Below are 22,147 nucleotides of genomic sequence, written 5' to 3'. Positions count from 1 at the left end.
GTGTTGTTCCTGCAAATCAGCGCGGCAGCATGGCCAGGCCGGCAGACTCTTCGTCGTATTCTTGGCAAACCACTTCGATGTTGTGTCCGTCCGGACCAATGACAAAAGCTGCATAGTAGTTCGCGTGATAGCGCGGGCGTAGACCAGGCGCACCATTATCTTTGCCACCTGCCTCAAGAGCTGCGCGATAGAAAGCATCCACTTGCTGGCGATTCTTGGCCGCGAACGCTAAGTGAAGACGCGCCGGTTTCTCTTCGGTTTGGTACAGACACAATGAAGCCTTACTCGTTGGGCCAATCAGCTCGACGCCGCAGGTCTGCGGCCAGTCCGTATCAATAGCTACGCCGAGCGGTTCGAGCGCCTTGAGAAAGAATGCTTTGCTCGCTGCATAGTCACTGACTCCGAATTTAACGTGGTCAAACATAATTTCTTTTCAGCATAGGCATCAACTTTGGGATTGTGTTTTGGCGTCGACATCGGATGGGGTTCTTTCAATTCTTAGTTTAGGGTTAAAAGAAACTCGTCCAGACGCGCCAAAGTCGAGGTCAGACCGTCCTTCAGTCCCATCTTTACGACTTGCTGGAGTGCTTCAGACGACGTACAGGAAACGACCGTCTCTACATGGGTAACGGATGCCATGTTAATTACCTCACAATCAAATGGATGAACCCAGATTTGTGCATGAAAACTCATTTTTAGCTCTATCTGATAAATTGACCGGCATATGATTTATATTGCCAAAAGGTAACATACCGATCTGCATCGTGGTAGAGGTGTTATTGCGCTCTTAGCCATTTTGCGAGCCGACATTCGAATCTGACTTTGCTCCAGCAATTTAAACGACCATTTGAATCTATTCAATATTTCAATTACTATTGAAATATTGAATAGTTAGGACCACCCATGGAATCCAAGAATATGATCACCGCGCTTGCAGCACTAGCGCAAGAATCCCGCCTCGCGGTTTTCCGCCTGCTGGTCCAGGTCGGCCCTGACGGCATGGCTGCCAGCAAAATCGGTGAGCAGTTGTCCATTTCCCCCTCTTCCTTGTCGTTCCATCTGAAAGAGCTTTCGCATGCGCAATTGGTGAGCTCTCGCCATGAAGGACGCTTTGTCATTTACTCGGCCAATTTCGACACCATGAATGGCCTGATCGGCTTCCTGACTGAAAACTGCTGCAGCGGCAATGCCGTCTGTACGCCAGCTGCAGTTTGCTGCCCTCAGACAGCTTGAGATCAACACACGGAATTTACCCATGTCCACCCCAACCAAAGTCATCGGTCAGCGCACCGAAACTGCCTCGCTAAGTGTATTTGAACGCTACCTGACAATCTGGGTAGCCTTGTGCATCGTAATCGGCGTATTGCTGGGACAAGCGTTTCCACATAGCGTAAAAACAATCGGCGGCCTGGAGATCGCCAAGGTGAATCTGCCGGTTGGCTTGCTGATCTGGGTAATGATTATTCCGATGCTGCTCAAGATCGACTTCGCCGCATGGCATCAGGTGAAGGGACATGCGCGCGGCTTCGGCGTTACTTTGTTCATCAACTGGGCGGTCAAGCCATTCTCGATGGCCTTGCTCGGCTGGTTATTCATACGCCACTGGTTCGCGCCCTATCTGCCGGCCGCGCAACTCGATTCCTATGTCGCCGGGCTGATCCTGCTGGCCGCTGCGCCATGCACCGCGATGGTTTTCGTGTGGAGCCGGCTGACCGGCGGCGATCCTTATTTCACCTTGTCGCAAGTGGCCATCAACGACCTGATCATGATCTTCGCTTTCGCGCCGCTGGTGGCGCTGCTGCTGGGCGTATCGAGCATCGTGGTGCCGTGGGCGACGCTGCTGACTTCGGTGGTGTTGTATATCGTGGTTCCCGTCATTATCGCCCAGCTATGGCGTAAAGCATTGCTGCGCCGGGGCCAGGCGGCATTTGATGCAACGATGCACAGCATCCAGCCGTGGTCCATCTCGGCGCTGTTGCTGACTTTGATTTTGTTGTTTGCGTTCCAGGGCGACGCCATCGTCGAGCAGCCATTGGTCATCGCGCTGCTGGCGATTCCGATCCTGATACAAGTGTTCTTCAACTCGGCGCTGGCTTACTGGCTCAACAGAGTGGTTGGTGAAAAACATTCGATCGCCGGTCCGTCTGCGTTGATAGGCGCATCCAATTTTTTCGAGTTGGCGGTGGCAGCGGCGATCAGTTTGTTCGGTTTCAAATCCGGCGCCGCGCTCGCCACTGTGGTTGGCGTGCTGATCGAAGTCCCGGCCATGTTGCTGGTGGTCGGCATCGTGAACCGCAGCCGCGGCTGGTACGAAGCCGGGCACTGACAACCACTTCCCTGACTACAAGGAATACCATCATGACCATCACGATTTATCACAACCCGGCCTGCGGCACATCGCGCAATACCCTGGCCCTGATCCGGAACTCTGGCGACGAACCGGAAGTTATCGAATATCTTCAGCGTCCGCCTTCGCGCAGCACGCTGCAACAACTGATCCGCGATGCTGGTCTTACTGTGCGCGCGGCGATACGCGAGAAAGGGACTCCTTATGCCGAACTGGGCCTGGACGATCAGGGCTTGAGCGACGAACAGTTATTGGATGCGATGCTGGCGCATCCGATCTTGATCAACCGCCCCTTTGTCGTGACAGCCATAGGCACGCGCCTTTGCCGGCCATCTGAACTGGTACTGGAGATCCTGCCCCATGCGCAACGCGGCGCGTTCATTAAAGAAGACGGTGAAGTCGTGATCAATGCGGAGGGACAGCGTGTCACACCATCTGCTTGATTTACCGAACCTCGACGCCGAATTATTTCATCCACCACTAGCGACCGATTTTTCCAACGTCGCACGCGCCACCCATGCGCCGCGTTTCCTATTGCTGTATGGCTCGCTACGTGAAAAATCCTATAGCCGCTTTTTGACGATGGAAGCCGCCCGCCTGCTGCAAGCGATGGGTGGCGAAGTCAGGATTTTCGATCCGCGAGGATTGCCGTTACCGGATGGTGAACCCGATACTCATCCCAAAGTGCAAGAGTTGCGCGAGCTGGCCGCATGGGCCGAAGGCATGGTTTGGACCTCGCCCGAACGGCATGGCGCCATGACCGGCATAATGAAAGCGCAAATCGACTGGATCCCGTTATCGGTAGGCGCGGTACGGCCAACCCAAGGTAAAACGCTAGCCGTCATGGAAGTCTCCGGCGGCTCGCAATCCTTCAATGCCCTCAACCAGATGCGCATATTGGGGCGCTGGATGCGGATGATCACAATCCCGAATCAATCCTCGGTCGCCAAGGCGTTCCTGGAATTTGACGACAACGGCCGCATGAAGCCTTCGTCTTACTACGAGCGGGTGGTAGATGTGATGGAAGAGCTGTATAAGTTTACTTTGCTGACGCGTGATGTATCCGGATTCCTGACGGACCGTTACAGTGAACGCAAGGAAAGTGCGGAGCAGTTAAGCAAGCGGGTAAATCAAAAGTCGATCTAGAGAACATGCGCTGAATTTTGCAGCCCGAATTTGCAACGACACCTGCTTCAATGCAGCGTTACCATGTAACGGCTGCAGCGACATATTTCTCGATATTCTTCATCTGCGCTTCCCAGCCGCTGCTGTTCATGCGAAACGCTTCCTGGCGCCGCTCCGCCGGGATATTGTCAAACCCGGATTCGACCACGCGCAGCAAGGTACCCTCCTCGACAGCCGTCAGTTCGAAGACGACTAGCGTGGTCGGTTCTTGCGAATAATCGACGGCGCTGTCAATCGCGTAAGGATGCCAGCGGAAGGACAGCAATTCCTCGGGTACCATGCGTTCTATCACGACTTCCCAGACCAGATGCTCGTAACCGGTATGAGAAATTTGTCCCCGGACCGTTTGTCCGGCGGCGAAGGTTTTTCCCTTTAGCGCCACCCCGAACCAGTCGCCGAATTGCTCCGCATTCGATAACGCACGCCAGACCCGCGAACGTGCGGCTTTGAGCACAATCGCTGTTTCAATCCGATCCGTAGATTTATTCATATCCATGTATCGCCTCCTGAGCGCATATTAGCGCAAGCAGGGGGAATGGAGTCGGGCAAAAAAAAACCCGCCAGACCTTGCGGTAGCGGGTTGAATCCAAACCTTAGGAGGTGTTGGAGGAGACAGGTGTAACTATATGGCAGTGCAGCATGCATGTCTGCTTTATTATTCGCATAACAGTTATATATAAAACACATATCTCCCGGGGAATCAAATCGGCCCGCGATCGATACGCTTGCTGAGGATGATCGAAGTCGAGGTGTGCCTTACCCCTTCCATCGCGCCGATCTGGTCCAGCAAACGGTCAAGCTCATCGGTGGACTGGCAGCGCAGGGTCAGCATATAGTCGATCACGCCGCTCACCGCGCACAAGGTTTCCACCTGCGACATTGTTTGCAGCTGCTGCACCAACAGCGGCGCATTGCGGGAATCGATGGAGATACCGACGTAAGCACGCACTGCCGGCTGGTATAACTCCAGATCGAGGCGCACGCCGTAACCGGCGATCACGCCCTTCTTTTCCATCGCCGCCAGACGGGCTATCGCAGTGGTCCTGGCGATGCCTACCCGCTTCGCAATGGTGGCCATGGAGAGTCGGGCATCATCCATCAGCAATGCCAGGATTTTGTGGTCGACTTCGTCAAGCTTATCTCTCATGTCTCTCTCATTTCTCTCTCACTTATCTACCATCGCGACATTTAATCTTTAATTTTCGTCAAAACGTATCGTTATTATACATATTGACGACTATTTACACTCTATTATCTGACTTCGCTTGAATTTACAATTGCTTCAGCAGAACTGCAGCATTGACTAAAACACCAACGTGAGCAACGACATGACTACCAAACTGATACTTTTAGGCGCCGGCAAAATCGGCGATGCCATTCTTAACCTGTTGTCCCACACTGGCGATTACATCTTGACAGTGGCCGACCGCGATCCGCAACGGCTGGAGTATGTAAAGCAAGCCGGCTTTCCCAACGTCACCACGATTCTGGCCGATATTTCTCACGCGCCGACGGTGACCAAGTTGATCAGCGGCCATGATGTGACGCTATCGGCCTGTCCATATTTCCTGACGCCGGTCATCGCCGCTGCTGCCAAAGCGGCTAAGTCGCATTATTTCGATTTAACCGAAGATGTCGAAAGCACCCGCTTCGTCAAATCGCTGGCGCTTGATTCAAACACCGCCTTTGTGCCGCAATGCGGCCTGGCGCCAGGCTTCATTTCGATTGTGGCGAACGATGTGGCAAGCCGCTTCGAGCAATTGCACGATGTGAAGATGCGCGTCGGCGCGTTGCCGACCTATCCTAGCAATGCGCTCAAATACAATCTGACCTGGAGTACCGACGGCCTGATCAACGAGTACTGCAATCCTTGCGAAGCGATTGTCGACGGCGTCCTGCGCGAAACTTCGCCACTGGAAGAGCTGGAACATTTCTCGCTCGACGGCGTCGATTACGAGGCATTCAACACTTCGGGCGGCCTGGGCACTTTGTGCGAAAGCCTGCGCGACCGGGTGCAGAACCTGGATTACAAGACCGTGCGTTATCCCGGCCATCGCGACATCATCAAGATCCTTGTGCGTGACCTGCAACTGGGCAAGCTGGAACGCCGTCCGATCCTGAAGGAAGTGCTGGAAACCTCTATCCCGATCACCAAGCAGGATGTGGTGCTGACCTTCGTCAGCGTCAGCGGCATGCGCGATGGCCGTCTTGAGCAAGAAACCTATGCCAAGAAAATCTATAGCCAGCACGTCAACGGCCAGTTGCTGTCGGCGATCCAGCTGACTACCGCAGCCGGCATCTGCGCCATGGTTGATCTGGTGGTGACCGGCGTCTTGCCGCAAAGCGGTTTTGTGCGGCAAGAGCAAGCCACGTTGACAGATTTCCTGGCCAACCGCTTCGGCCAGTACTATGCTAGCCACGCACCTGCCCATGGCGGTTTCGCACCGGCCAGCAATACCGATTTCAATAAATTGAAAGCGGTTGCATAAGTTGTAACCTGTAGCAAAATCCGTTTCATTGCAAAACGGCCTGTATAACTCTTACGAGCTATACAGGCCGAGGCCGTTTGTTTAAACACCATCGCGATCATCGCTGATCACAATCGATACAGATTCATCAAAACGCTTTGCGCATGCCTGCCGAAAATACGTTGTTGACCAGCCCACCCTTGCCAAACTGGGCGTCGTAATTGGCGTACCAGCTCCAATTCTTCGCCAGCGCACTCGAGATACCAATGCCAGCCCAGCCGCTATTGCGCGGCAGGCCGATACCTTGCACCGTAAAGCCGGCTGCCGGCGCGCCCACGAAGGCGGCATTGAAATCCAGCTTGCCGTCATTGAAGCCATGCTGCCAGGCAGCGTAGGCTTGCAAGTTGGTGACGCCACCTAGCCAGTCGAGTTTGGCGTCGCCACGCAAACCCAGCACGCTCGCGGTCTGCTGATATGCGCTGCTGCCGGCGGTCAGGCCGAACGGACTGCCAGCTTCGGTAAAACCGCCGCGCTTGAGGCGGTCGTAGCTGATGCCGGCAAACGGCGTCAACGTCGATGTTACCGACAGATTGCGCACGTAGCCGGTTTCTGCATAGGCAGATATCATGCTGTCCGTGTGGTTGCCGGACAGGCTGTCCACTTCAGTGCCGAGGATTGCAGTGCGATTGATTTTGCTGGTAATGCTGGCGACCCCGGCGCGACCGGAAACATAGATACCGTCATTGCTGAGCGCGTAGCGGCCATACATGGACAAGCCGGTATTCTGACTGTTTGCGGTACCGGTGTTTCGATCGAAGCTGGCCTTGCTTTCCGAATAGGACAGCGCCGCTCCGACAATCGCCTTGTCATTCAGATGCGTGTCAAAACCGAATTGTCCGCCCCAGGTTGAAGTGTCGGCAGACGCATATCCCGATTCACCCAGCTTGCCGGTAGCGCCGATCACGCTGGCCCACAAGCCGGCTTTGGTATTACCGGACACCGGGCTGGCCAGCAACGACAAGCGGTTCGACAAGTCGCGATTGATAGCTTGCGATTGCTGGAAAGTCAGCGCCTGCGACGAGGCATAAATCTGGCCCGATAAACTGTCCAGCACTTGTGCCGCGGCAGCGATATCCGGAGTGCGTTGCAGCGCTGCGGCGCTAGTAAGGAAAGCATTGTTGTTGCTGCCAGTGTTGCCGCTGGCGACCATGGCATCGGCTGCCTTCAGTCCTTGCTCGACATTGGCGGCACTATTGCTACGGGTAGGATCAGCTGCAAACGACTGCGCGGCAACCGCGTTGACATCGTTACGCGCGATAGTCAGGTCGACCTCATTGGCAGTGTAAGCAAGCGACGCGCTCAAGAAGGTACCCGGATTAAAAGCCGTGCCGTCATGTTCGAACGAGACATTCTGGAATTGGCCGGATACGCCGTTGGCGGCAGTCAGCACCTTGCCTTTGACGCCCACTTGCTGCGCCACATAGCCCGACGGATCGCTGCTGCCAACCGGCGTGGTAGCGACCAGATGCGAATTACCCAGGGTAGCGTTACCCCCTACAGTCAAGGTCGAATTGAATTGATTAGCCAGCACCGAGCTGGCCGACGCCGTGTAGTTGCCTGCAATCGTCATGCCATTGCCGGTATTGCTGAGACGACCGTAGTTGGCCACGCTGCCACCGATGCGGCCGCCGTCGCCGGACAAGATACCGGCACTGTCGATGGTGACCGAAGTGGCAACCGATCCGGTCACATTTAGCGTGCCTTTCAGTACTTCACTGGCGCCGCTGTAGGTGTTATTGCCAGCCAGGGTCAAAGTGCCGCTGCCATCTTTCAGCAGGCCAGAATTGCCGCCGATATCGTTGCCAAAGGTAGAACTGACAGAGTCGAACTTGGCGACGAAGTTGCCGCCCAGCGTCAGCCGCGTATCAAACAAGGCCGGGCCGTTGGCCGCTTTGCTGGCATTCAGCAAACCCCAGCCATAAGTGGCTGTATCGCCCATGCTGGTCGCTGTCGACAAGATGGTTTGCCGAATCTGGTCGGCGCTCATCCATGGAAAGGCTTGCTGCACCAACGCAGCTGCACCGGTGACCGCTGGCGTGGCGAACGAGGTACCGTAGACCCGGCCGCCGGCCGTGGCAGAGATAAAATCGCCCGGTGCCGCAAGGCACCAGTTGGCGGCTTCCCCGCAACGGTTCGAATAGCTGGAAAGCACGCCCGGCGTAGTGTCGCTGCTGGAGTATCCTTGCGCGCCGCCGGCGGCGTTCACCGCCACCACGGTGATCCAGCCTTTTTGCAGGTCCGGATACAAGGCGGGCAAGCCTGCAGTCAGGCTGGGATGGGCGCTGCCATCGTTGCCGGCGGCCCATATAAACAGGCTGCCTTGCGCCACGAACGGTTGATAAATATTGTAGAAAGTCGGGCCGTTGTTACCTGGCGTCGCAATCGAACCGAAGGCGTTCGACTGGTTAAAGATGCGCGCACCCTTGTTGTACAAATCCTGATAGGTTGAGCTGTTGAAAGAAACGTTGTCACCGCCGGTGCCGACTGCGGCGCCCAGCATGCTGACCTGCGGCGCCACACCATAGCTGGTTCCGCCAAGCGCTTCTGCCACTTCGCTGCCGTGCAGATTACCCGCGCCGCCGCTGTTGTACACGGTTTTGGTCAGGCGTCCGGCAAATTCCGGATCGGCAACGTTAAAGTCCGTATCGACAAGTGCCACCAACACGCCGGCGCCGACGATGCCGCGCGCATGGGCGCTGGCGGCGTTGCTGGGGTCGGCAGGATTAAGTGCCGAAGCAGCGCTTTGCGGTGCGGCGGCTGGAGGATTCGGCGTGGTGGTGGTTGGCACCGGCTGCTGGGTATTGTCGCCGGGGCTGGAAGAACCACCGCCACCGCCGCCGCACGCCGCCAGCATGCTCAATACTGCTATGGAAACAACTGATAAGGGAAAACGACCTGCATGTTTGCGATTCATACTTTTACTCGGTATTAACTTGCAGCAAACACTTATCCAGGACAATTGGGCGCCCCGTGTTTTACGTCAAATTACTTAGTTGAAAATTGCTTGCAACCTTACCGTCGGCACTTGGCCGATACAATACAAAGGTGTCATGAAACGCAAAAAAAAGGCGTTGATGTTGCTAAACAGCATCACGGAAATTGATAATCTTAGCGTTATATAACGACTAGTTAGCATTAAATAACTACAAAATAACAACAAATTGATTTTTATAAATATTTCCATACGGAACTACAACGACTGCATGAGACAGCGGATTCCAAAATAAGGAAAGCCCGCTTTATAGCGGGCTTTCCGAGGGAGAAAATTCCATAAACCACGGACCTGAGCCAGGTGCCCGTCAGGTGCCCAGGAGCGCTTTCCAGGCCTCCGCCTGACCAAAGAAACGGCCAGTATCCAGCATCTCGATTTGCGTTCCACGCTGCAACACAAAGGTAGGAAAACCCTGTCCACCGACACGCGCCAGCAAGGCACGGCTGGCGGCAATGTGGGCCTGGGTGGCAGCGCCCTCAAGCTCGGCAAATTTGCTGTAGAAGAGCGCTGGCTCCAGACCAATCTCAGCTGCCAGATTGCGCAACACCGCAGGTTCGGCAACCCGCAAGCCTTGCACGTAATGCGCAGCCTGTATCCGCGCCAGCATATCCAGGCCGCGCCCTGCGATTGCTTCGGCTGCCAGGATCGCCATGGTCGGCGGCTCGGAGTCCAGTACCGCCGTGGTGTCGAGCAACAGGCCGTTAAAATAATCGTCGCCGAATTGCTGGCCGGTCATCGCCGCAATCCGATGATCATGCTGCATCACGTAGTTGCGCAATTGCGTGCTGACCTGTTTGCGATTGCTGCCGGTCATCATGCCGCCGCCGTGCAATCCGATCGTCAGGCCGTCGACCTCGCGGGCGGCCTGCAGCAAAGGTGCTGCGCCGTAACACCAACCGCACATCGGATCGTAAATGTAATGCAACACTGTGCCCTTCGCGGCAACTGCGGCCGATTTTTCCGCGTCCTTTACAGCTACGCCGGGAAGTGGACAATTGCTGTCGCCGCAATCATGGTTCTCTACCATTTCATTTCTCCTTTACTCACTTTGGCGCCAATTTCCAGCGAGGACAAACCATCCAGATTCGGATACTGCCTTTTCATCGCGTCGATCAAGGCGGCGGAATCTTTGGCTTTGACGGTTTCCATTTCATAAGTCTTCAGGTAGTTTTTGGTAAAGCGCACCGATTCGATGTTTTGCGGTGCACCTGCCCTGAAATGTCCTGGCACCACTACCTTCGGATGTAAAGCGGCAATCTTATCCAGCATTTTGATCCATTGCTGGCGCGAATCCAGGGTCTGGGTATCGGCAGTCCACACGTGTTCGTTGCCCACTACCAGTACGCCGCCAACTACTGCTTTCAAAGAGGGAATCCAGACGAAAGTGCGATCCGGGCTAGCGCCGTCCAGGCCGATCACTTCCAGCTTGCGCCCTTCCAACGTCAGCGTATTACCTTGCAATGGCTCCGGCACGATCAACTGCTTGGGCGCGTTGACGCCCAGCTTAGGTCCCCAGAATGCCAGTTTGGCCTGCATGGTGGCCTTGATGTGCGCGATCACAGGCGCTGGCGCCAGGATCCTGGCGTCCGGATAGGCTTCCTTCAACACTTCAAGGCCGAAGTAATAGTCAGGGTCGCCGTGGCTGATGTAGATCGTAGTCAGTTTCTTGCCGCTGCCCTGGATCTTTTTCAGCAATTGGCCGGCATTGGCGCGATCGAACTGAGCATCGATCACGATGGCGTCGGTGGCGCCGGTAATCAGCTCGGAAGACACCGGGAAAATGCCGTTGGCGCCGGGATTATAAACTTCCAGCTTCAAAGGTTGCGGTGCTGCTGCAGCCGCGCCGGCGATCATCAGGCCCGTGGCGGTTGCCAGCAACGAGCGGATTAAATTGCTTGTAAACATCGATATCTCCAGGGGGAGGTGAAAGAACCATCATCATAGTTGCCAAAAACGATGCGAAAAACCCCATAATGGCGATCAGTTTGTTGCAAAAATCGAGCAAATACGTCGATCAAATGCGTCGAGAAAATCATGGATAGACTTATCGCAATGCAAGTATTCGTCGAGGTAGCGGATCAGGGCAGCCTGACCGCCGCCGCCGACAAACTCGACATGTCGCGCGCCATGGTGTCGCGTTATCTGGCCGAACTGGAAGCGTGGGTAGGCGCCCGCCTGCTCCATCGCACCACGCGCAAATTGAGCCTGACATCGGCCGGCAGCGATACCCTGCCGCGCTGCCGTCAGATGCTGGGCATGGCCAGCGATATCCAGGCATCCGCGACAACGCCCGAAGATACGCCGCGCGGCACGCTCAGGCTGACTTGCAGCATGTCCCTCGGACAAGCCTACCTGGCGCCGGTGCTGACGCGCTTCCTGAAACGCTATCCCGGCACCGCGGTAGATATGCTGATGGTCGACCGGACTGTGAATCTGATTGAGGAGCGGGTCGATCTGGCGATCCGTATCACCAATGCACTCGATCCCAATCTGATCGCGCGCAAACTGGCGGTGTGCCGCTCGGTGGTATGCGCATCGCCGGCCTATCTGAAAGAGCATGGCACGCCGAAAACGGCAGAAGACCTGGCCTTGCATAACTGCCTGACGTATTCCTACTTCGGCAAAAGCCTGTGGGAATTCGAGAAAGACGGCGTACCGGTCGCGGTGCCGGTGGGCGGCAACATGAGCGCCAACGAATCGTCGGTGCTGCTGGAAGCTGCGGTCCATGGCGCCGGAATCACTCTGCAACCTGTGTATGCGGCCACGGAATTGCTGCGTAGTGATAAACTACGCCCGCTGCTCGGAGAATACCAACCGCGCGAAATGAGCATTTACGGCGTCTACGCTTCGCGCCGCCAAATGCCTGCCATCCTGCGCGCCATGCTCGATTTTCTGGTCGAGGAATTCAGCGCAGACAGCGACTGGGCGACACCAGTCGTTTGAATTACGTAAGTTATTCAAGCAAATTATTCACGCAACTTATTTGCGCAAATTAATCAAGCAAACTCGTCCGTGACACCCACAGGGCATATACCGCACGCGCGTTAACCAATGCCGCAATTGTCACCGCTTCACCCAGTAAAACAAAAAAAATGCAAAAAATCTCCACGCTTACCCGTAATACCCTGATGTTCCCGCTAGCTCTGGTCCTGTTTGAGTTTTCGGTGTACATCGCCAACGACATGATTCAGCCCGGCATGCTGACGGTCACCCGGGAATTCGGCGCCAGCGCCGCCTGGATGGCGTCGGCCATGACCGCATTCCTGGTCGGCGGCGCGATCTTCCAATGGCTGTTCGGACCGCTCTCGGACCGTATCGGACGCCGTCCCGTGATGTTGGGCGGCACCATCTTTTTCATCCTGGCCTGCCTGGCGACGCTCTTCTCCCAAAGCATCGAGAGTTTCATCGTCTTGCGCGTATTGCAGGGCATGGGTTTGTGCTTCATTTCTTCGGTCGGCTATGCCGTGGTGCAAGAAGCGTTTGAAGAAAAAGCCGCGATCCGGGTCACTGCGCTGATGGCCAATGTGGCGTTGATTGCACCGCTGATCGGCCCGGTGGCGGGTGCTTTCATGATTGAGGTCCTGCCGTGGCGCATGGTGTTTGTGTTCATCGCTGCGATTGCCTTTATCGCCCTGATCGGCCTGGCACGGCATATGCCTGAAACCGTCAAGCAACGCAAAGAGAAATTGCCGCTAATGCAGATCTGGCACGACTACCGCGCAGTGGTTGGCAACCGCCATTTTCTGAAAGCCGCGATGTGCATGCCTTTACTGGCAATTCCGCTGATTGGCTGGATCGCCATGTCGCCCGAAATTCTGGTAGCCGACGGCCATCTGAGCGTGATCGAATACGGTTACTGGCAAATCCCGGTGTTTGCCTGTTTAATTGCCGGTAACCTGGTGTTGGCGCGGCAAGTCGACCGCTGGCGCCTGGGCAGCTCGATCAAGCTGGCCATGTATCCGATCGCCGTGGGTATTCTCATCATGCTGTTGGGCGCGGCGTTCCTCGACAAACCCTACTTCCTGGTGGCGGCGATCAGCGTGATCGCCTTCGGCGAAGGTTTGTCGGCCGCCGTCATGATCCGTTTCACGTTGACCGAAAGCGCGGTCTCGAAAGCCACCGTCGCGGCTACCATGGGGATGATCAACATGACTCTGTACGGCGTCGGCATCGAGCTGTACAAGGTGTTTTACCTATACGCTGGCATGCTGGGTTTTGCGTTGTTTTCGCTTGCGGTGATTGCGCTGTATTGGTATCTGTCGCGCAGCGTGGTGGCACGCGCCATGCTGGCCCGCGTAACCGGGCGCGAAGAGAAAGACGACTCCGGGCCGCTGATCTGAATATTGCAGGAATGTGCTCCGACGTCAGCCGGAGCACCGTAACCAAAGGGCGAACAAGCGCGATTTACCCGTTGCGCTTTTGGCTGATGATGCTCATGAACTCGCGCCGCGTCGACGGATCGTCGCGGAATGCGCCCAGCATGCGGCTGGTAACCAGGCTAGTGCCCGGCTTGTGGATGCCGCGCGTCGTCATGCAGCCGTGCGATGCCTCGATCACTACTGCCACACCTTTCGGTAACAATACTTGCTGCAAGGTATCAGCAATCTGCACCGTCATTTTTTCCTGGATCTGCAAACGCTTGGCGAAAATATCGACCAGTCGCGCCAGCTTGGAAATGCCGACCACACGACGATCCGGCAGATAAGCAACGTGCGCTTTGCCGATGATGGGCGCCATGTGATGTTCGCAATGGCTCTCGAAACGGATATCGGTCAACACCACCATTTCGTCGTAACCTTCAACTTCTGAAAACGTGGTCGACAGAATTTCCACCGGGTCCTTGCTGTATCCGGCAAAAAACTCTTCATAAGCCCGCGCCACGCGCGCCGGCGTATCCAGCAAACCTTCCCGGTCCGGATCATCTCCGGCCCAGCGCAACAAGGTACGAATCGCCGATTCCGCCTCGGCACGGCTTGGACGTTCTGACAAGGCGTTGACCGCTACCGCCGGCACTGGATCTTTTGAGGCCATCTGTTTACCTTTTCTAAAAAAAATTCTAGCTTGCCATTGTGCAGCTGCACATTGCGGCTGATGCCGACAGTGTAATTCAGCTATCGCATTACTGCATTGCATTCATTAAAGCCGGTGAATTGCGCAGCGCAGCATCGAAACCTGCGCTGGTAATAACTGGCTATTACCAGACAAATTTTTACAGTCCCATACTCGACTTCCCTACCCCACCAACCTCACGGAAAGATCCATCATGAGCGCAAAGAAAATCCTGATTCTCGCTGGCGATTACGTTGAAGATTATGAATTGATGGTGCCGTTCCAGGCGCTTCAGATGGTTGGCCACCAGGTCGACGTGGTGTGCCCCGACAAAGCCGCCGGCGCCCAGATCCGCACCGCCATCCATGACTTCGAAGGCGACCAGACCTATAGTGAAAAGCCCGGCCACAACTTTACCCTGAATGCTGCATTCAGCGATGTCGATGTCAGCCGCTACGACGCCTTGCTGATCCCGGGCGGGCGGGCACCCGAATACCTGCGCCTGAATCCGCGTGTGATCGAAATCGTCCAGCAGTTCCACGCGGCAGACAAGCCGATTGCCGCCGTCTGCCACGGCCCGCAACTGCTAGCGGCGGCTGGCGTGCTGGAAGGAAAAACCTGCTCCGCCTATCCGGCCTGTGCGCCGGAAGTAAAACTGGCCGGCGGCAAATACGCAGAAATCGATGTGACGGCCGCCCATCGCGACGGCAATCTGGTTACTGCACCGGCATGGCCGGCACACCCGGCCTGGCTGGCGCTGTTCCTGGCTGCACTGGGGACACGCATAGAGTTATGATGGACGTTGTGCGGCCGGCCGCAAGACCGGTCGTACAATGTGCTTATGTGCGTGCTTATATGCGTGCTTATGTGCGTGCTTATGTGCGTGTTGGTCAAGAAATATTCAAGAAGCGAGGTGTTCGATGTGTCAGATTTATGCCCAGGCCGATCCCATACTATATGAATCGCGCGCCCGTTCGGTACGCATCATGGGCGTCATCACGACCATCAAGCTGGAAAACCTGTTTTGGCAAACCCTGGCGGAACTGGCCGCAGATAACGATTTGACCACCAACCAGCTGATCGCAAAACTGCACGAAGAAGTCACCACGCATTTCGGCGAGGCCAGTAATTTCGCTTCGTTCCTGCGCGTCACCTGCCTGCGTTACCAGGCCCTGAAAACCCACGCAGGATTCGAAACAAAAATAGTCAGTTCACCCAATAAAATCAACGCTGCCGCCTAAGCAATTTTCAGCTTGCTGTTGACAACTTCAACCCGATCAAACCCAGCACGATCAGGCTGACGCTGGCGATGCGGGCCGCGCTGACCGTCTCGCCCAGCAGCAAGATACCGGCAATAAACGAACCGACGGCGCCGATGCCAGTCCATACCGCATAGGCAGTGCCGAGTGGTAAGGTACGCATCGCCAGCGCCAGTAGCCAGATGCTGATGGCCATGCCGACGCAGGTAATTACAGAAGGCCAGACACGTGTAAAACCTTCGGAATATTTCAGGCCGACAGCCCAGACAATTTCAGCTAAGCCGGCAAGAAAGAGAATGATCCAGGCCATGCGAGCTCCAGAAAAAATGGGGGCGTCCCCGGATGGAATGCAGCGCCGGGGCGTCCCGGTACTGGGGTAACGCTAGAGTAATAATAGCAACATTATATTGGTTCTTGCTGCTACCCTACTCTTCCCGGCTTCTTTTACACCCTGTCATGACAAAAACCCTTGGCCTGTTCCTGCTGACCGCCATCGCCGAGCTGCTCGGCTGCTACCTGCCGATGTTATGGTTGAACAACAAGGGCTCGGCGTGGCTATTGCTACCGGCCGCAGTCAGCTTGATGGCCTTCGTCTGGCTATTGACGCTGCATCCAGCTGCCAGCGGCCGCGTGTATGCCGCTTATGGCGCGGTGTACATCGCCACCGCGATTTTCTGGCTATGGGGCGTCGATGGCGTCAGCCCGAGGTGGACCGATCTGCTGGGCGCGGGGCTGGCGTTGACGGGCGCAGCGGTGATCGCCCTGGGTGCACGCACCTGACAACGGCTTTGTCAAAGGCAATCAATGCACGCCGATAAATCCCAGCCCGACAGCAAACAGCAAATACAACAAGCCGAAGATAGCCAGACGGCCAGCGGTCAACATCCCCTTGCGCAGCAGGATATACAAACCGAACATCGACATCATCGTCACGGCTGCGGCCCAGATCAATGGCGGGCCCAGCATCCACGGCGTAAAGATCAATACCAGCGCGGTCGGGATAGTCGCCTGGATCATCATGGCGCCGCTGATATTGCTCAGAGCCAGGTTTTGCTTGCCCTGCCTGACCCAGATCACCGCATTCAGGATCTCTGGCAACTCGGTAGCAATCGGGCTGAGCAAGAGCGCAGCCAGTTGCGGTGAAATACCCAGCCAAGGCGCAATATCACCCAGCTGATGTACGAACAACTGGGAACTCAGGAAAATCACCACCAGCGCCACCAAGGTTTGCAGCAAGGCCCAGCCAATTCCCGGTTGCGGATCGTGCGGCCGGAATTTCAAAGGTTCCAGGTCATGCACTTCGGCATCGGCATCTTCTTCCTTGCGCATTTCACCCCAGATATATACGCCGTAGGCCAGCAGGAAAAACACACCCAGCCAAGGCTTGATGGCAAACGCCACCAGGCCGAGACCGACCTTGACCACAAAAATACCGATGAACCAGGCCTGGTCACGGCTCAGCCGTTGCGCAGCACTGGCCGACAGCAGGATGGTGCCGAGTTTTTTACGATTCAGGATGAACATCAGGCCGACCACCGCATAGGCGATTGTCGCCAACACCAGCGGCCCGCCCAGCGCAGCACCGACGCCGATTTCCCGGTGCGCCGCATCGCGTCCGAATACCACGGCGACAAAGGTCACGACGCTTTCCGGCAACGCAGTACCAAACGCCGCCAACACCGTGCCGACGGCACTTTGCGCAATGCCCAGCCGGCGTCCGACCCATTCGATGCTATTGACGAAATACTCGCAAGACAGATAAATCACTACGGCAGAACCGAGTAACAGAGCAACGCTGAGCATCATGCGCGTGCTCCTGCAGGAAAAATCAGGGATACAGATGAAACTGGTGAAGAAAATGATGATGAAGACGAGACGACGAATAGTTTAGCAAAGCTGGCTGCAGCAGAACATTGACGCTGCCATCGGAGGTAAATAAGCATGAGAGGAAATCCTGAGGGCCGGGCACTGACGAATGGCGCAACACCTTCGCCCGGCCGGGTAAAGAGAAGCACCATAGGTCTTGCCAAACCGTGCGGTCGCGCATGCCATGGCGTAAATTTGGTACAGCGCCAAGTATGTTGACATGTGCTCTTCGAAAGAAACGAAGGCGGCTACTCCCCTAAGGAAGCGCAATATTAACATCGAAATATTATATGAGGCAATGTTGGCAATACGCTTCCGCGACGTTCCCTGCAGCAACCAACCAGGTTAACAAACGCCGCAAGATCACAGTTACAAGTCACAAAAGGGATAAAATGGCGGTTGACCTGATTTTAGTTGGCAATATCACATTCTTTTTCCTCACCATATGACGCGCCAGGCACGTGCCTGCAACGCAACGGTGACCAGCCATTTTTTGAAACGGAGCACATTTTTATGAAATGGGCAGTAGTCAGTATTTTTATTTTATCGGTGTTGTACGTGCACTTTCGCGGCAAGGCGCGCCTGCCCTTCTTCCGGCAGATATTCGACCATTCGTCGATCATGGCGCCGCTCAACATCTTCATGTACATGTTTTCCAAGGTGCCTACCAATACGCCTTACCTGCCGACCAGCACCTTTGCCGATCTCAAGATTCTGGAAGACAACTGGGAAACCATCCGCGACGAAGCACAGGGTCTGATCGGCCTGGAAAAAATCCGCGCCGCAGAAAAAAATGACGACGCCGGCTTCAACTCTTTCTTCAAAGCCGGCTGGAAACGCTTCTACCTGAAATGGTATGACGCCAGCCATCCCTCGGCTGAACAGTTTTGCCCCAAGACCGTTGCCCTGCTGCGCCGTACGCCAAGCGTCAAGGCGGCGATGTTCGCCGAACTGGCCCCCGGCGGCACGCTGAATCCGCACCGCGATCCGTTTGCCGGTTCGCTGCGCTATCACCTGGGCCTGGTCACACCTAACGACGATCGCTGCTTCATCGAGGTCAATCAGGAACGCTACAGTTGGCGCGACGGCCAAGGTGTGGTGTTCGACGAAACCTTTATCCACTGGGCGCAAAACGGTTGCGACAGCAATCGCATCATCATTTTTTGCGACATCGAACGCCCCATGCGTTACCGCTGGGCGCAAGCGATCAACCGCTGGCTCGGCCGGCACATGATGAGCGCGGCGGCATCGCCCAACGAAACCGGAGATGAAACCGGCGGCATCAACAAGCTGTTCCGTTTTGTCTGGGCTGCCGGCCAATATCGGCGCGCCCTGAAGAAATTCAGCAAGCCGCTGTATATGTGCATCAAATTCGGCCTGATTATCGGCGTTGTGCTGGCCATCATTTATCTTTGAGTCGCCAGTCCCTGATGCATGTGACTAAGCCGCCTTCTGGCGGCTTTTTCATGTCTGGCATATAAGCAACCGATATTGCATTGCAGTAACAATAAGCGACTTTCACAGGTAGACTATCGTTTCCACTTTGCATGAGGAAAACCCATGATGACTCGCTCGCTTATTGCCACAGCCGTTCTATCGCTTGCTGCCTGCGCCACCGGTCCGTCGATCGCACAGGACCGCGGCGGCGACGCGCTGGCTGAATCGAATGCGCAAAACCGCCCGGTCAAGGTGATGATCATTACCATGTTCGGCCCCGAAGGCCAGGCGTGGCTGGATCGCCTCGGCCCTTGGAAAACCGTTTCCGTGCCGGGCCTGTCGCCAGACTATCCCAACGTCAACTGCAACAAACAAGATGTCTGCGTAGTCACAACGGGCATGGGCTACGCCAATGCATCGGCGTCGATCATGGCGCTGACGTTCTCGTCGCGTTTCGATCTGCGCCACACCTATTTCCTGATCTCCGGCATTGCCGGCGTCGATCCTGCGCGCGGCACCGTCGGTTCGGCGGCGTGGGCCAAATATCTGGTCGATTTTGGCATTCAGTGGGAATTGGATGCACGCGAGATTCCGGCCGGCTGGAAAACCGGTTATCTCGGCATCAACACCAAGAGCCCGAGCGAGAAACCACCACTTGATTATCGCAACGAAGTATTCCAGCTGAATCCGAAACTGGCCGACGCCGCATTCGCCCTCTCGCGCAACGTTGTGCTGGCCGATAGCGCGCAGGCGCAGATAGCCCGCTCGAAGTTCAGTTACGCGCCGGCGAATCAGCCGCCGTCGGTAGTTCAGTGCGATATCGCATCCGGCAATACCTGGTGGTCAGGCACGTTGCTAGGTGAGCGCGCGCGCGAATGGACCAAGATCCTGACCGACAACAAGGGGGTGTATTGCATGACGGCGCAGGAAGACAATGCAACCTTTGAGGCATTGAAGCGTGCATCGAGCATCAAGCGGGTTGACCTGAACCGCGTGGCTGCGTTGCGTACCGGATCGGATTTCGATCGTCCGTATCAAGGACAGACCAGCGCCGACAATCTGCTCAACTACGCGGATCAGGGCGGCTTCGTGCCGGCAACTGAAAATCTGTATCGTGCCGGGAATCCGCTGGTGCAGGATATCGTGACGCATTGGGGTGAATGGCGGGATAGCGTGCCGCGCCGTTGAGTCGCTGAGAGAGTAACGCCCCGCCACGGTTCACTACCGTACCGGAAGCGTAAGGCTTGCGCGTACGTCGTTCTAAGCCGCCTCGAGCGGCTTTTTTTTTCGCTCTGCAGTTCCGCCATGCGGGGGAAACACGTAATTCGGCAACTAATCCGAAGCTGCTTTTCAGGCTTTTGCCACTACTGTAAAAGCCTGTTCTTCCCCACACTTCACCGCTGAAATCTTCCCGAACACGATATGACGCTCCTGACCGGCCGGGAACGTGCTGTCGTCAATGCACAGCAACTCACCACGGACAATAAATACACACACCTACACAATATTCCCGATAAATTGTGTAGTTATGTGTAAAATACCATGAATAGCGCAGACATTATCAAGCAACTAAAAGCAGGCGGCTGGAAACACATCTCCACTCGCGGCAGTCATCACAAGTATCGCCACCCTGTTACCGGTAAATCTGTGGTTGTTCCGCATCCGAAGAAAGACCTGCCTGTTGGAACAGCTGAAAGCATCTTGAAACAAGCCGAATTGAAATGAGGAAGAGAATGTTATATCCACTGTATGTATGGAAGGACAGCAATAGCGCTTACGGCGCCAGCTTTCCGGATCTTCCTGGCGTCTTTACAGCTGCAGACGAACTGAATGATCTCCCGGCAAAGGCCCAGGAAGCAGCAGAAACCATGTACGAGGGTGAGGCGCATATCCCTGAAGCATCATCCATCGAAAAATGGAAAGACGCGGCAGACTATGCTGATGGCTACTGGATGTTGGTCAATATTGACCGGTCAAAAATCAATACCAAGCCTGTACGCCTCAATATCTCATTGCCGGAAAGTCTGTTGCGTGACATCGATGCTTTCGCCAAGTCGCATCAGATGACACGGTCCGGCTTTCTGGCTCAGGCTGCGTTGAAAGCGATGGCTCAATAGACAGGATGAATATCGCTACCATGTCGAATCGGATCGACTATGAGCAATCCGCTTGGAATTGCTCATAGAGTACTACCGTATTTTTATCAGCCCCGTGCTGGCAATATCTTGCCGCTGACCGCACCGAAACCAACGCGATAACCATCGCCCTGGCACCAGCCCGTCATCCCCACCTCATCGCCATCCTGGATGAAACTGCGCTGGCTGCCATCTGCCAGCGTCAGCGGATTCTTGCCGTTCCATGTCAGCTCCAGCAAGCTGCCGAAGGCATCCGGCGTGCTGCCGCTGATAGTGCCTGAGCCCATCAGGTCGCCGATGCGGGTGTTGCAGCCGGATATGGTGTGATGCGTCAGTTGCTGCACCATGGTCCAGTACATGGCTTTGAAATTGGTGCGGCAGATAGTTTGCGCTGCAGCGTTCTCACCAGGTGTGAGCGCTACCTCCAGCGTGATGTCATAGCCATTTTTTCCGCTCTGCTGCAGGTACGGCAACGGCTCCGGCTGTTGCACCGGGCTGGCGACACGAAACGGCTCCAGCGCGTCCATGGTGACTACCCACGGCGAAATCGAGGTAGCGAAGGATTTGCTGTTGAACGGTCCCAGCGGTACATATTCCCACTGCTGCAGATCGCGTGCGCTCCAGTCGTTGAGCAGCACCATGCCGAAAATATGCTGTTCCGCATTGGCGATGTCGATCGGTTCGCCCAGCGCGTTCGGCTGGCCGATGATGAAGCCGGTTTCCAGTTCAAAATCGAGCTTGCGGCAGGCGCCAAAAATCGGAGCCTCGGCGTCCGGCAATTTCAACTGTCCTTTTGGACGCTGCACCGGCGTGCCGCTAACCACGACGGAACTGGCGCGGCCGTTGTAACCGATCGGGATATGCAACCAGTTCGGCAACAACGCATTGGCCGGATCGCGAAACATCGAGCCGACATTGGTGGCGTGTTCTTTCGACGAATAGAAATCGGTATAGCCCGGAATTTCCAGCGGCAGATGCATGCTGGCCAGATCCTGAGCGACGAATACCTTGGCGCGCAAGGCCTGGTTATCGCGCAGTTGCAGGTTGTCATCACGCAGCAGTGCGCTGATAGCGGCGCGGGTGCTGCGCCAGGTCGCACGGCCTAGTGCGATGAAGGAATTCAAACTGGCCTGGCGGAATACTCCGGGGCTGATGCTCAGCAAACCGGCTTCGGCCACCGCAGCCAGATCCAGTATCTGATCCCCAATGGCGACGCCGACACGCGGCGCGGGATCGGCGGCGTTGCTGAACACGCCGAACGGCAAGTTCTGGATTGGAAAATGCGACTCCGCCGGGGTCGGGATGAATGATTTCAGTGCGGGATCGTTAGCTTGCATCATATCTTTTTC

General features: G+C 55.9%; 24 protein-coding genes and 1 riboswitch. Of the genes, 14 read left to right on the top strand and 10 right to left on the bottom strand.

Annotated features, from left to right (window positions below; translation table 11 throughout):
• Positions 1 to 16: 16 nt before the first annotated feature.
• Complete coding sequence (locus tag BM205_RS19210) at positions 17 to 424, bottom strand: VOC family protein (RefSeq protein WP_092416467.1); 408 nt, start codon at positions 422 to 424, stop codon at positions 17 to 19.
• 479 nt (positions 425 to 903) lie between these two features.
• Between BM205_RS19210 and BM205_RS19205 the strand changes: the two genes are divergently transcribed.
• The 4 genes from BM205_RS19205 to arsH are packed head-to-tail and all read left to right on the top strand — an operon-like array spanning position 904 to position 3,493.
• Complete coding sequence (locus BM205_RS19205; protein ID WP_092416466.1) at positions 904 to 1,233, top strand: ArsR/SmtB family transcription factor; 330 nt, start codon at positions 904 to 906, stop codon at positions 1,231 to 1,233.
• Between the two features lie 22 nt (positions 1,234 to 1,255).
• Positions 1,256 to 2,326: an ACR3 family arsenite efflux transporter gene (gene arsB / locus BM205_RS19200; RefSeq protein ID WP_092416465.1), complete on the top strand. Its 1,071-nt coding sequence runs from the start codon at positions 1,256 to 1,258 to the stop codon at positions 2,324 to 2,326.
• Between the two features lie 32 nt (positions 2,327 to 2,358).
• The gene (gene arsC, locus BM205_RS19195) at positions 2,359 to 2,790 is read left to right on the top strand and encodes an arsenate reductase (glutaredoxin) (protein WP_092416464.1); all 432 of its coding nucleotides are present in this window, start codon (positions 2,359 to 2,361) and stop codon (positions 2,788 to 2,790) included.
• The gene (gene arsH / locus BM205_RS19190; RefSeq protein WP_139227323.1) at positions 2,756 to 3,493 is read left to right on the top strand and encodes an arsenical resistance protein ArsH; all 738 of its coding nucleotides are present in this window, start codon (positions 2,756 to 2,758) and stop codon (positions 3,491 to 3,493) included. Before arsC ends, arsH begins: the two co-directional genes overlap by 35 nt.
• A gap of 58 nt (positions 3,494 to 3,551) precedes the next feature.
• Here arsH and BM205_RS19185 read toward each other — a convergent pair whose 3' ends face one another.
• Together BM205_RS19185 and BM205_RS19180 are read right to left on the bottom strand one after the other, a co-directional pair.
• Entirely contained in the window at positions 3,552 to 4,022 is a 471-nt protein-coding gene (locus BM205_RS19185) for an SRPBCC family protein (protein WP_092416498.1), read from the bottom strand.
• A 210-nt stretch (positions 4,023 to 4,232) separates the two neighbouring features.
• Positions 4,233 to 4,679, bottom strand: a complete 447-nt coding sequence (locus BM205_RS19180) for an Lrp/AsnC family transcriptional regulator (protein ID WP_092416462.1) — start codon at positions 4,677 to 4,679, stop codon at positions 4,233 to 4,235.
• Between the two features lie 181 nt (positions 4,680 to 4,860).
• On the opposite strand from BM205_RS19180, the gene BM205_RS19175 reads away from it, so the two are divergent.
• A complete protein-coding gene (locus tag BM205_RS19175) occupies positions 4,861 to 6,021 on the top strand; it encodes a saccharopine dehydrogenase family protein (protein WP_092416461.1) in 1,161 nt (386 codons plus the stop codon).
• 127 nt (positions 6,022 to 6,148) lie between these two features.
• Here the strand turns inward: BM205_RS19175 and BM205_RS19170 are convergent, their stop codons facing one another.
• From BM205_RS19170 to BM205_RS19160, 3 genes are all read right to left on the bottom strand, one after another.
• Entirely contained in the window at positions 6,149 to 8,974 is a 2,826-nt protein-coding gene (locus BM205_RS19170; protein WP_092416460.1) for an autotransporter serine protease, read from the bottom strand.
• A gap of 385 nt (positions 8,975 to 9,359) precedes the next feature.
• Positions 9,360 to 9,956 (bottom strand): DsbA family protein, encoded by a 597-nt coding sequence (locus tag BM205_RS19165; RefSeq protein ID WP_254783965.1) that lies wholly within the window; start codon positions 9,954 to 9,956, stop codon positions 9,360 to 9,362.
• Between the two features lie 116 nt (positions 9,957 to 10,072).
• On the bottom strand, positions 10,073 to 10,957 hold the full coding sequence (locus BM205_RS19160) for an MBL fold metallo-hydrolase (protein WP_092416458.1): 885 nt from the start codon (positions 10,955 to 10,957) through the stop codon (positions 10,073 to 10,075).
• Positions 10,958 to 11,086: 129 nt separating this feature from the next.
• Here BM205_RS19160 and BM205_RS19155 point away from each other — a divergent pair, with 129 nt between their 5' ends.
• Together BM205_RS19155 and BM205_RS19150 are read left to right on the top strand one after the other, a co-directional pair.
• Entirely contained in the window at positions 11,087 to 11,995 is a 909-nt protein-coding gene (locus BM205_RS19155) for a LysR family transcriptional regulator (RefSeq protein WP_092416457.1), read from the top strand.
• Between the two features lie 149 nt (positions 11,996 to 12,144).
• The gene (locus BM205_RS19150; RefSeq protein WP_092416456.1) at positions 12,145 to 13,392 is read left to right on the top strand and encodes an MFS transporter; all 1,248 of its coding nucleotides are present in this window, start codon (positions 12,145 to 12,147) and stop codon (positions 13,390 to 13,392) included.
• 64 nt (positions 13,393 to 13,456) lie between these two features.
• On the opposite strand, the gene folE is transcribed toward BM205_RS19150, so the two are convergent.
• Positions 13,457 to 14,083: a GTP cyclohydrolase I FolE gene (gene folE / locus BM205_RS19145; RefSeq protein ID WP_092416455.1), complete on the bottom strand. Its 627-nt coding sequence runs from the start codon at positions 14,081 to 14,083 to the stop codon at positions 13,457 to 13,459.
• A 232-nt stretch (positions 14,084 to 14,315) separates the two neighbouring features.
• Here folE and BM205_RS19140 point away from each other — a divergent pair, with 232 nt between their 5' ends.
• Both BM205_RS19140 and BM205_RS19135 read left to right on the top strand, forming a co-directional pair.
• Complete coding sequence (locus tag BM205_RS19140; protein ID WP_092416454.1) at positions 14,316 to 14,897, top strand: DJ-1/PfpI family protein; 582 nt, start codon at positions 14,316 to 14,318, stop codon at positions 14,895 to 14,897.
• Positions 14,898 to 15,021: 124 nt separating this feature from the next.
• Entirely contained in the window at positions 15,022 to 15,342 is a 321-nt protein-coding gene (locus tag BM205_RS19135) for a ribbon-helix-helix domain-containing protein (RefSeq protein WP_092416453.1), read from the top strand.
• Between the two features lie 7 nt (positions 15,343 to 15,349).
• Here BM205_RS19135 and sugE read toward each other — a convergent pair whose 3' ends face one another.
• Positions 15,350 to 15,670, bottom strand: a complete 321-nt coding sequence (gene sugE / locus BM205_RS19130; RefSeq protein WP_092416452.1) for a quaternary ammonium compound efflux SMR transporter SugE — start codon at positions 15,668 to 15,670, stop codon at positions 15,350 to 15,352.
• Between the two features lie 146 nt (positions 15,671 to 15,816).
• On the opposite strand from sugE, the gene BM205_RS19125 reads away from it, so the two are divergent.
• The gene (locus BM205_RS19125; RefSeq protein WP_092416451.1) at positions 15,817 to 16,140 is read left to right on the top strand and encodes a YnfA family protein; all 324 of its coding nucleotides are present in this window, start codon (positions 15,817 to 15,819) and stop codon (positions 16,138 to 16,140) included.
• Positions 16,141 to 16,161: 21 nt separating this feature from the next.
• Here the strand turns inward: BM205_RS19125 and BM205_RS19120 are convergent, their stop codons facing one another.
• Positions 16,162 to 17,166, bottom strand: coding sequence for a sodium:calcium antiporter (locus BM205_RS19120; protein ID WP_092416450.1), 1,005 nt, complete (start codon positions 17,164 to 17,166; stop codon positions 16,162 to 16,164).
• 145 nt (positions 17,167 to 17,311) lie between these two features.
• A riboswitch (yybP-ykoY riboswitch) is annotated at positions 17,312 to 17,488 on the bottom strand.
• A gap of 251 nt (positions 17,489 to 17,739) precedes the next feature.
• Between BM205_RS19120 and lpxO the strand changes: the two genes are divergently transcribed.
• The 4 genes from lpxO to BM205_RS19100 all read left to right on the top strand — a co-directional run bounded on the left by lpxO (position 17,740) and on the right by BM205_RS19100 (position 20,780).
• On the top strand, positions 17,740 to 18,642 hold the full coding sequence (lpxO, locus tag BM205_RS19115; protein WP_092416449.1) for a lipid A hydroxylase LpxO: 903 nt from the start codon (positions 17,740 to 17,742) through the stop codon (positions 18,640 to 18,642).
• Between the two features lie 144 nt (positions 18,643 to 18,786).
• Positions 18,787 to 19,851, top strand: coding sequence for a purine-nucleoside phosphorylase (locus BM205_RS19110; protein ID WP_092416448.1), 1,065 nt, complete (start codon positions 18,787 to 18,789; stop codon positions 19,849 to 19,851).
• Positions 19,852 to 20,205: 354 nt separating this feature from the next.
• Complete coding sequence (locus BM205_RS19105; protein WP_092416447.1) at positions 20,206 to 20,388, top strand: type II toxin-antitoxin system HicA family toxin; 183 nt, start codon at positions 20,206 to 20,208, stop codon at positions 20,386 to 20,388.
• 8 nt (positions 20,389 to 20,396) lie between these two features.
• Positions 20,397 to 20,780 carry a type II toxin-antitoxin system HicB family antitoxin gene (locus BM205_RS19100; RefSeq protein ID WP_092416446.1) on the top strand — a complete coding sequence of 128 codons (384 nt, stop codon included), beginning with the start codon at positions 20,397 to 20,399 and terminating at the stop codon, positions 20,778 to 20,780.
• A gap of 86 nt (positions 20,781 to 20,866) precedes the next feature.
• Here BM205_RS19100 and fahA read toward each other — a convergent pair whose 3' ends face one another.
• Positions 20,867 to 22,138 carry a fumarylacetoacetase gene (gene fahA / locus BM205_RS19095; RefSeq protein WP_092416445.1) on the bottom strand — a complete coding sequence of 424 codons (1,272 nt, stop codon included), beginning with the start codon at positions 22,136 to 22,138 and terminating at the stop codon, positions 20,867 to 20,869.
• Between the last annotated feature and the right edge of the window lie 9 nt (positions 22,139 to 22,147).

This window comes from Collimonas sp. OK307 (assembly GCF_900113705.1).
Lineage (GTDB): Bacteria > Pseudomonadota > Gammaproteobacteria > Burkholderiales > Burkholderiaceae_D > Collimonas.
Note: the sequence above shows the minus strand (reverse complement) of the source record. Positions and strands in the feature narration are given on the sequence as shown.

Bases quoted from the DNA above. Each gene is read 5' to 3' on its own strand.
- BM205_RS19210 (WP_092416467.1), bottom strand. From the start codon at position 424: ATGTTTGACCACGTTAAATTCGGAGTCAGTGACTATGCAGCGAGCAAA.
- BM205_RS19205 (WP_092416466.1), top strand. From the start codon at position 904: ATGGAATCCAAGAATATGATCACCGCGCTTGCAGCACTAGCGCAAGAA.
- arsB (WP_092416465.1), top strand. From the start codon at position 1,256: ATGTCCACCCCAACCAAAGTCATCGGTCAGCGCACCGAAACTGCCTCG.
- arsC (WP_092416464.1), top strand. From the start codon at position 2,359: ATGACCATCACGATTTATCACAACCCGGCCTGCGGCACATCGCGCAAT.
- arsH (WP_139227323.1), top strand. From the start codon at position 2,756: ATGCGGAGGGACAGCGTGTCACACCATCTGCTTGATTTACCGAACCTC.
- BM205_RS19185 (WP_092416498.1), bottom strand. From the start codon at position 4,022: ATGAATAAATCTACGGATCGGATTGAAACAGCGATTGTGCTCAAAGCC.
- BM205_RS19180 (WP_092416462.1), bottom strand. From the start codon at position 4,679: ATGAGAGATAAGCTTGACGAAGTCGACCACAAAATCCTGGCATTGCTG.
- BM205_RS19175 (WP_092416461.1), top strand. From the start codon at position 4,861: ATGACTACCAAACTGATACTTTTAGGCGCCGGCAAAATCGGCGATGCC.
- BM205_RS19170 (WP_092416460.1), bottom strand. From the start codon at position 8,974: ATGAATCGCAAACATGCAGGTCGTTTTCCCTTATCAGTTGTTTCCATA.
- BM205_RS19165 (WP_254783965.1), bottom strand. From the start codon at position 9,956: ATGTGCGGTTGGTGTTACGGCGCAGCACCTTTGCTGCAGGCCGCCCGC.
- BM205_RS19160 (WP_092416458.1), bottom strand. From the start codon at position 10,957: ATGTTTACAAGCAATTTAATCCGCTCGTTGCTGGCAACCGCCACGGGC.
- BM205_RS19155 (WP_092416457.1), top strand. From the start codon at position 11,087: ATGGATAGACTTATCGCAATGCAAGTATTCGTCGAGGTAGCGGATCAG.
- BM205_RS19150 (WP_092416456.1), top strand. From the start codon at position 12,145: ATGCAAAAAATCTCCACGCTTACCCGTAATACCCTGATGTTCCCGCTA.
- folE (WP_092416455.1), bottom strand. From the start codon at position 14,083: ATGGCCTCAAAAGATCCAGTGCCGGCGGTAGCGGTCAACGCCTTGTCA.
- BM205_RS19140 (WP_092416454.1), top strand. From the start codon at position 14,316: ATGAGCGCAAAGAAAATCCTGATTCTCGCTGGCGATTACGTTGAAGAT.
- BM205_RS19135 (WP_092416453.1), top strand. From the start codon at position 15,022: ATGTGTCAGATTTATGCCCAGGCCGATCCCATACTATATGAATCGCGC.
- sugE (WP_092416452.1), bottom strand. From the start codon at position 15,670: ATGGCCTGGATCATTCTCTTTCTTGCCGGCTTAGCTGAAATTGTCTGG.
- BM205_RS19125 (WP_092416451.1), top strand. From the start codon at position 15,817: ATGACAAAAACCCTTGGCCTGTTCCTGCTGACCGCCATCGCCGAGCTG.
- BM205_RS19120 (WP_092416450.1), bottom strand. From the start codon at position 17,166: ATGATGCTCAGCGTTGCTCTGTTACTCGGTTCTGCCGTAGTGATTTAT.
- lpxO (WP_092416449.1), top strand. From the start codon at position 17,740: ATGAAATGGGCAGTAGTCAGTATTTTTATTTTATCGGTGTTGTACGTG.
- BM205_RS19110 (WP_092416448.1), top strand. From the start codon at position 18,787: ATGATGACTCGCTCGCTTATTGCCACAGCCGTTCTATCGCTTGCTGCC.
- BM205_RS19105 (WP_092416447.1), top strand. From the start codon at position 20,206: ATGAATAGCGCAGACATTATCAAGCAACTAAAAGCAGGCGGCTGGAAA.
- BM205_RS19100 (WP_092416446.1), top strand. From the start codon at position 20,397: ATGTTATATCCACTGTATGTATGGAAGGACAGCAATAGCGCTTACGGC.
- fahA (WP_092416445.1), bottom strand. From the start codon at position 22,138: ATGATGCAAGCTAACGATCCCGCACTGAAATCATTCATCCCGACCCCG.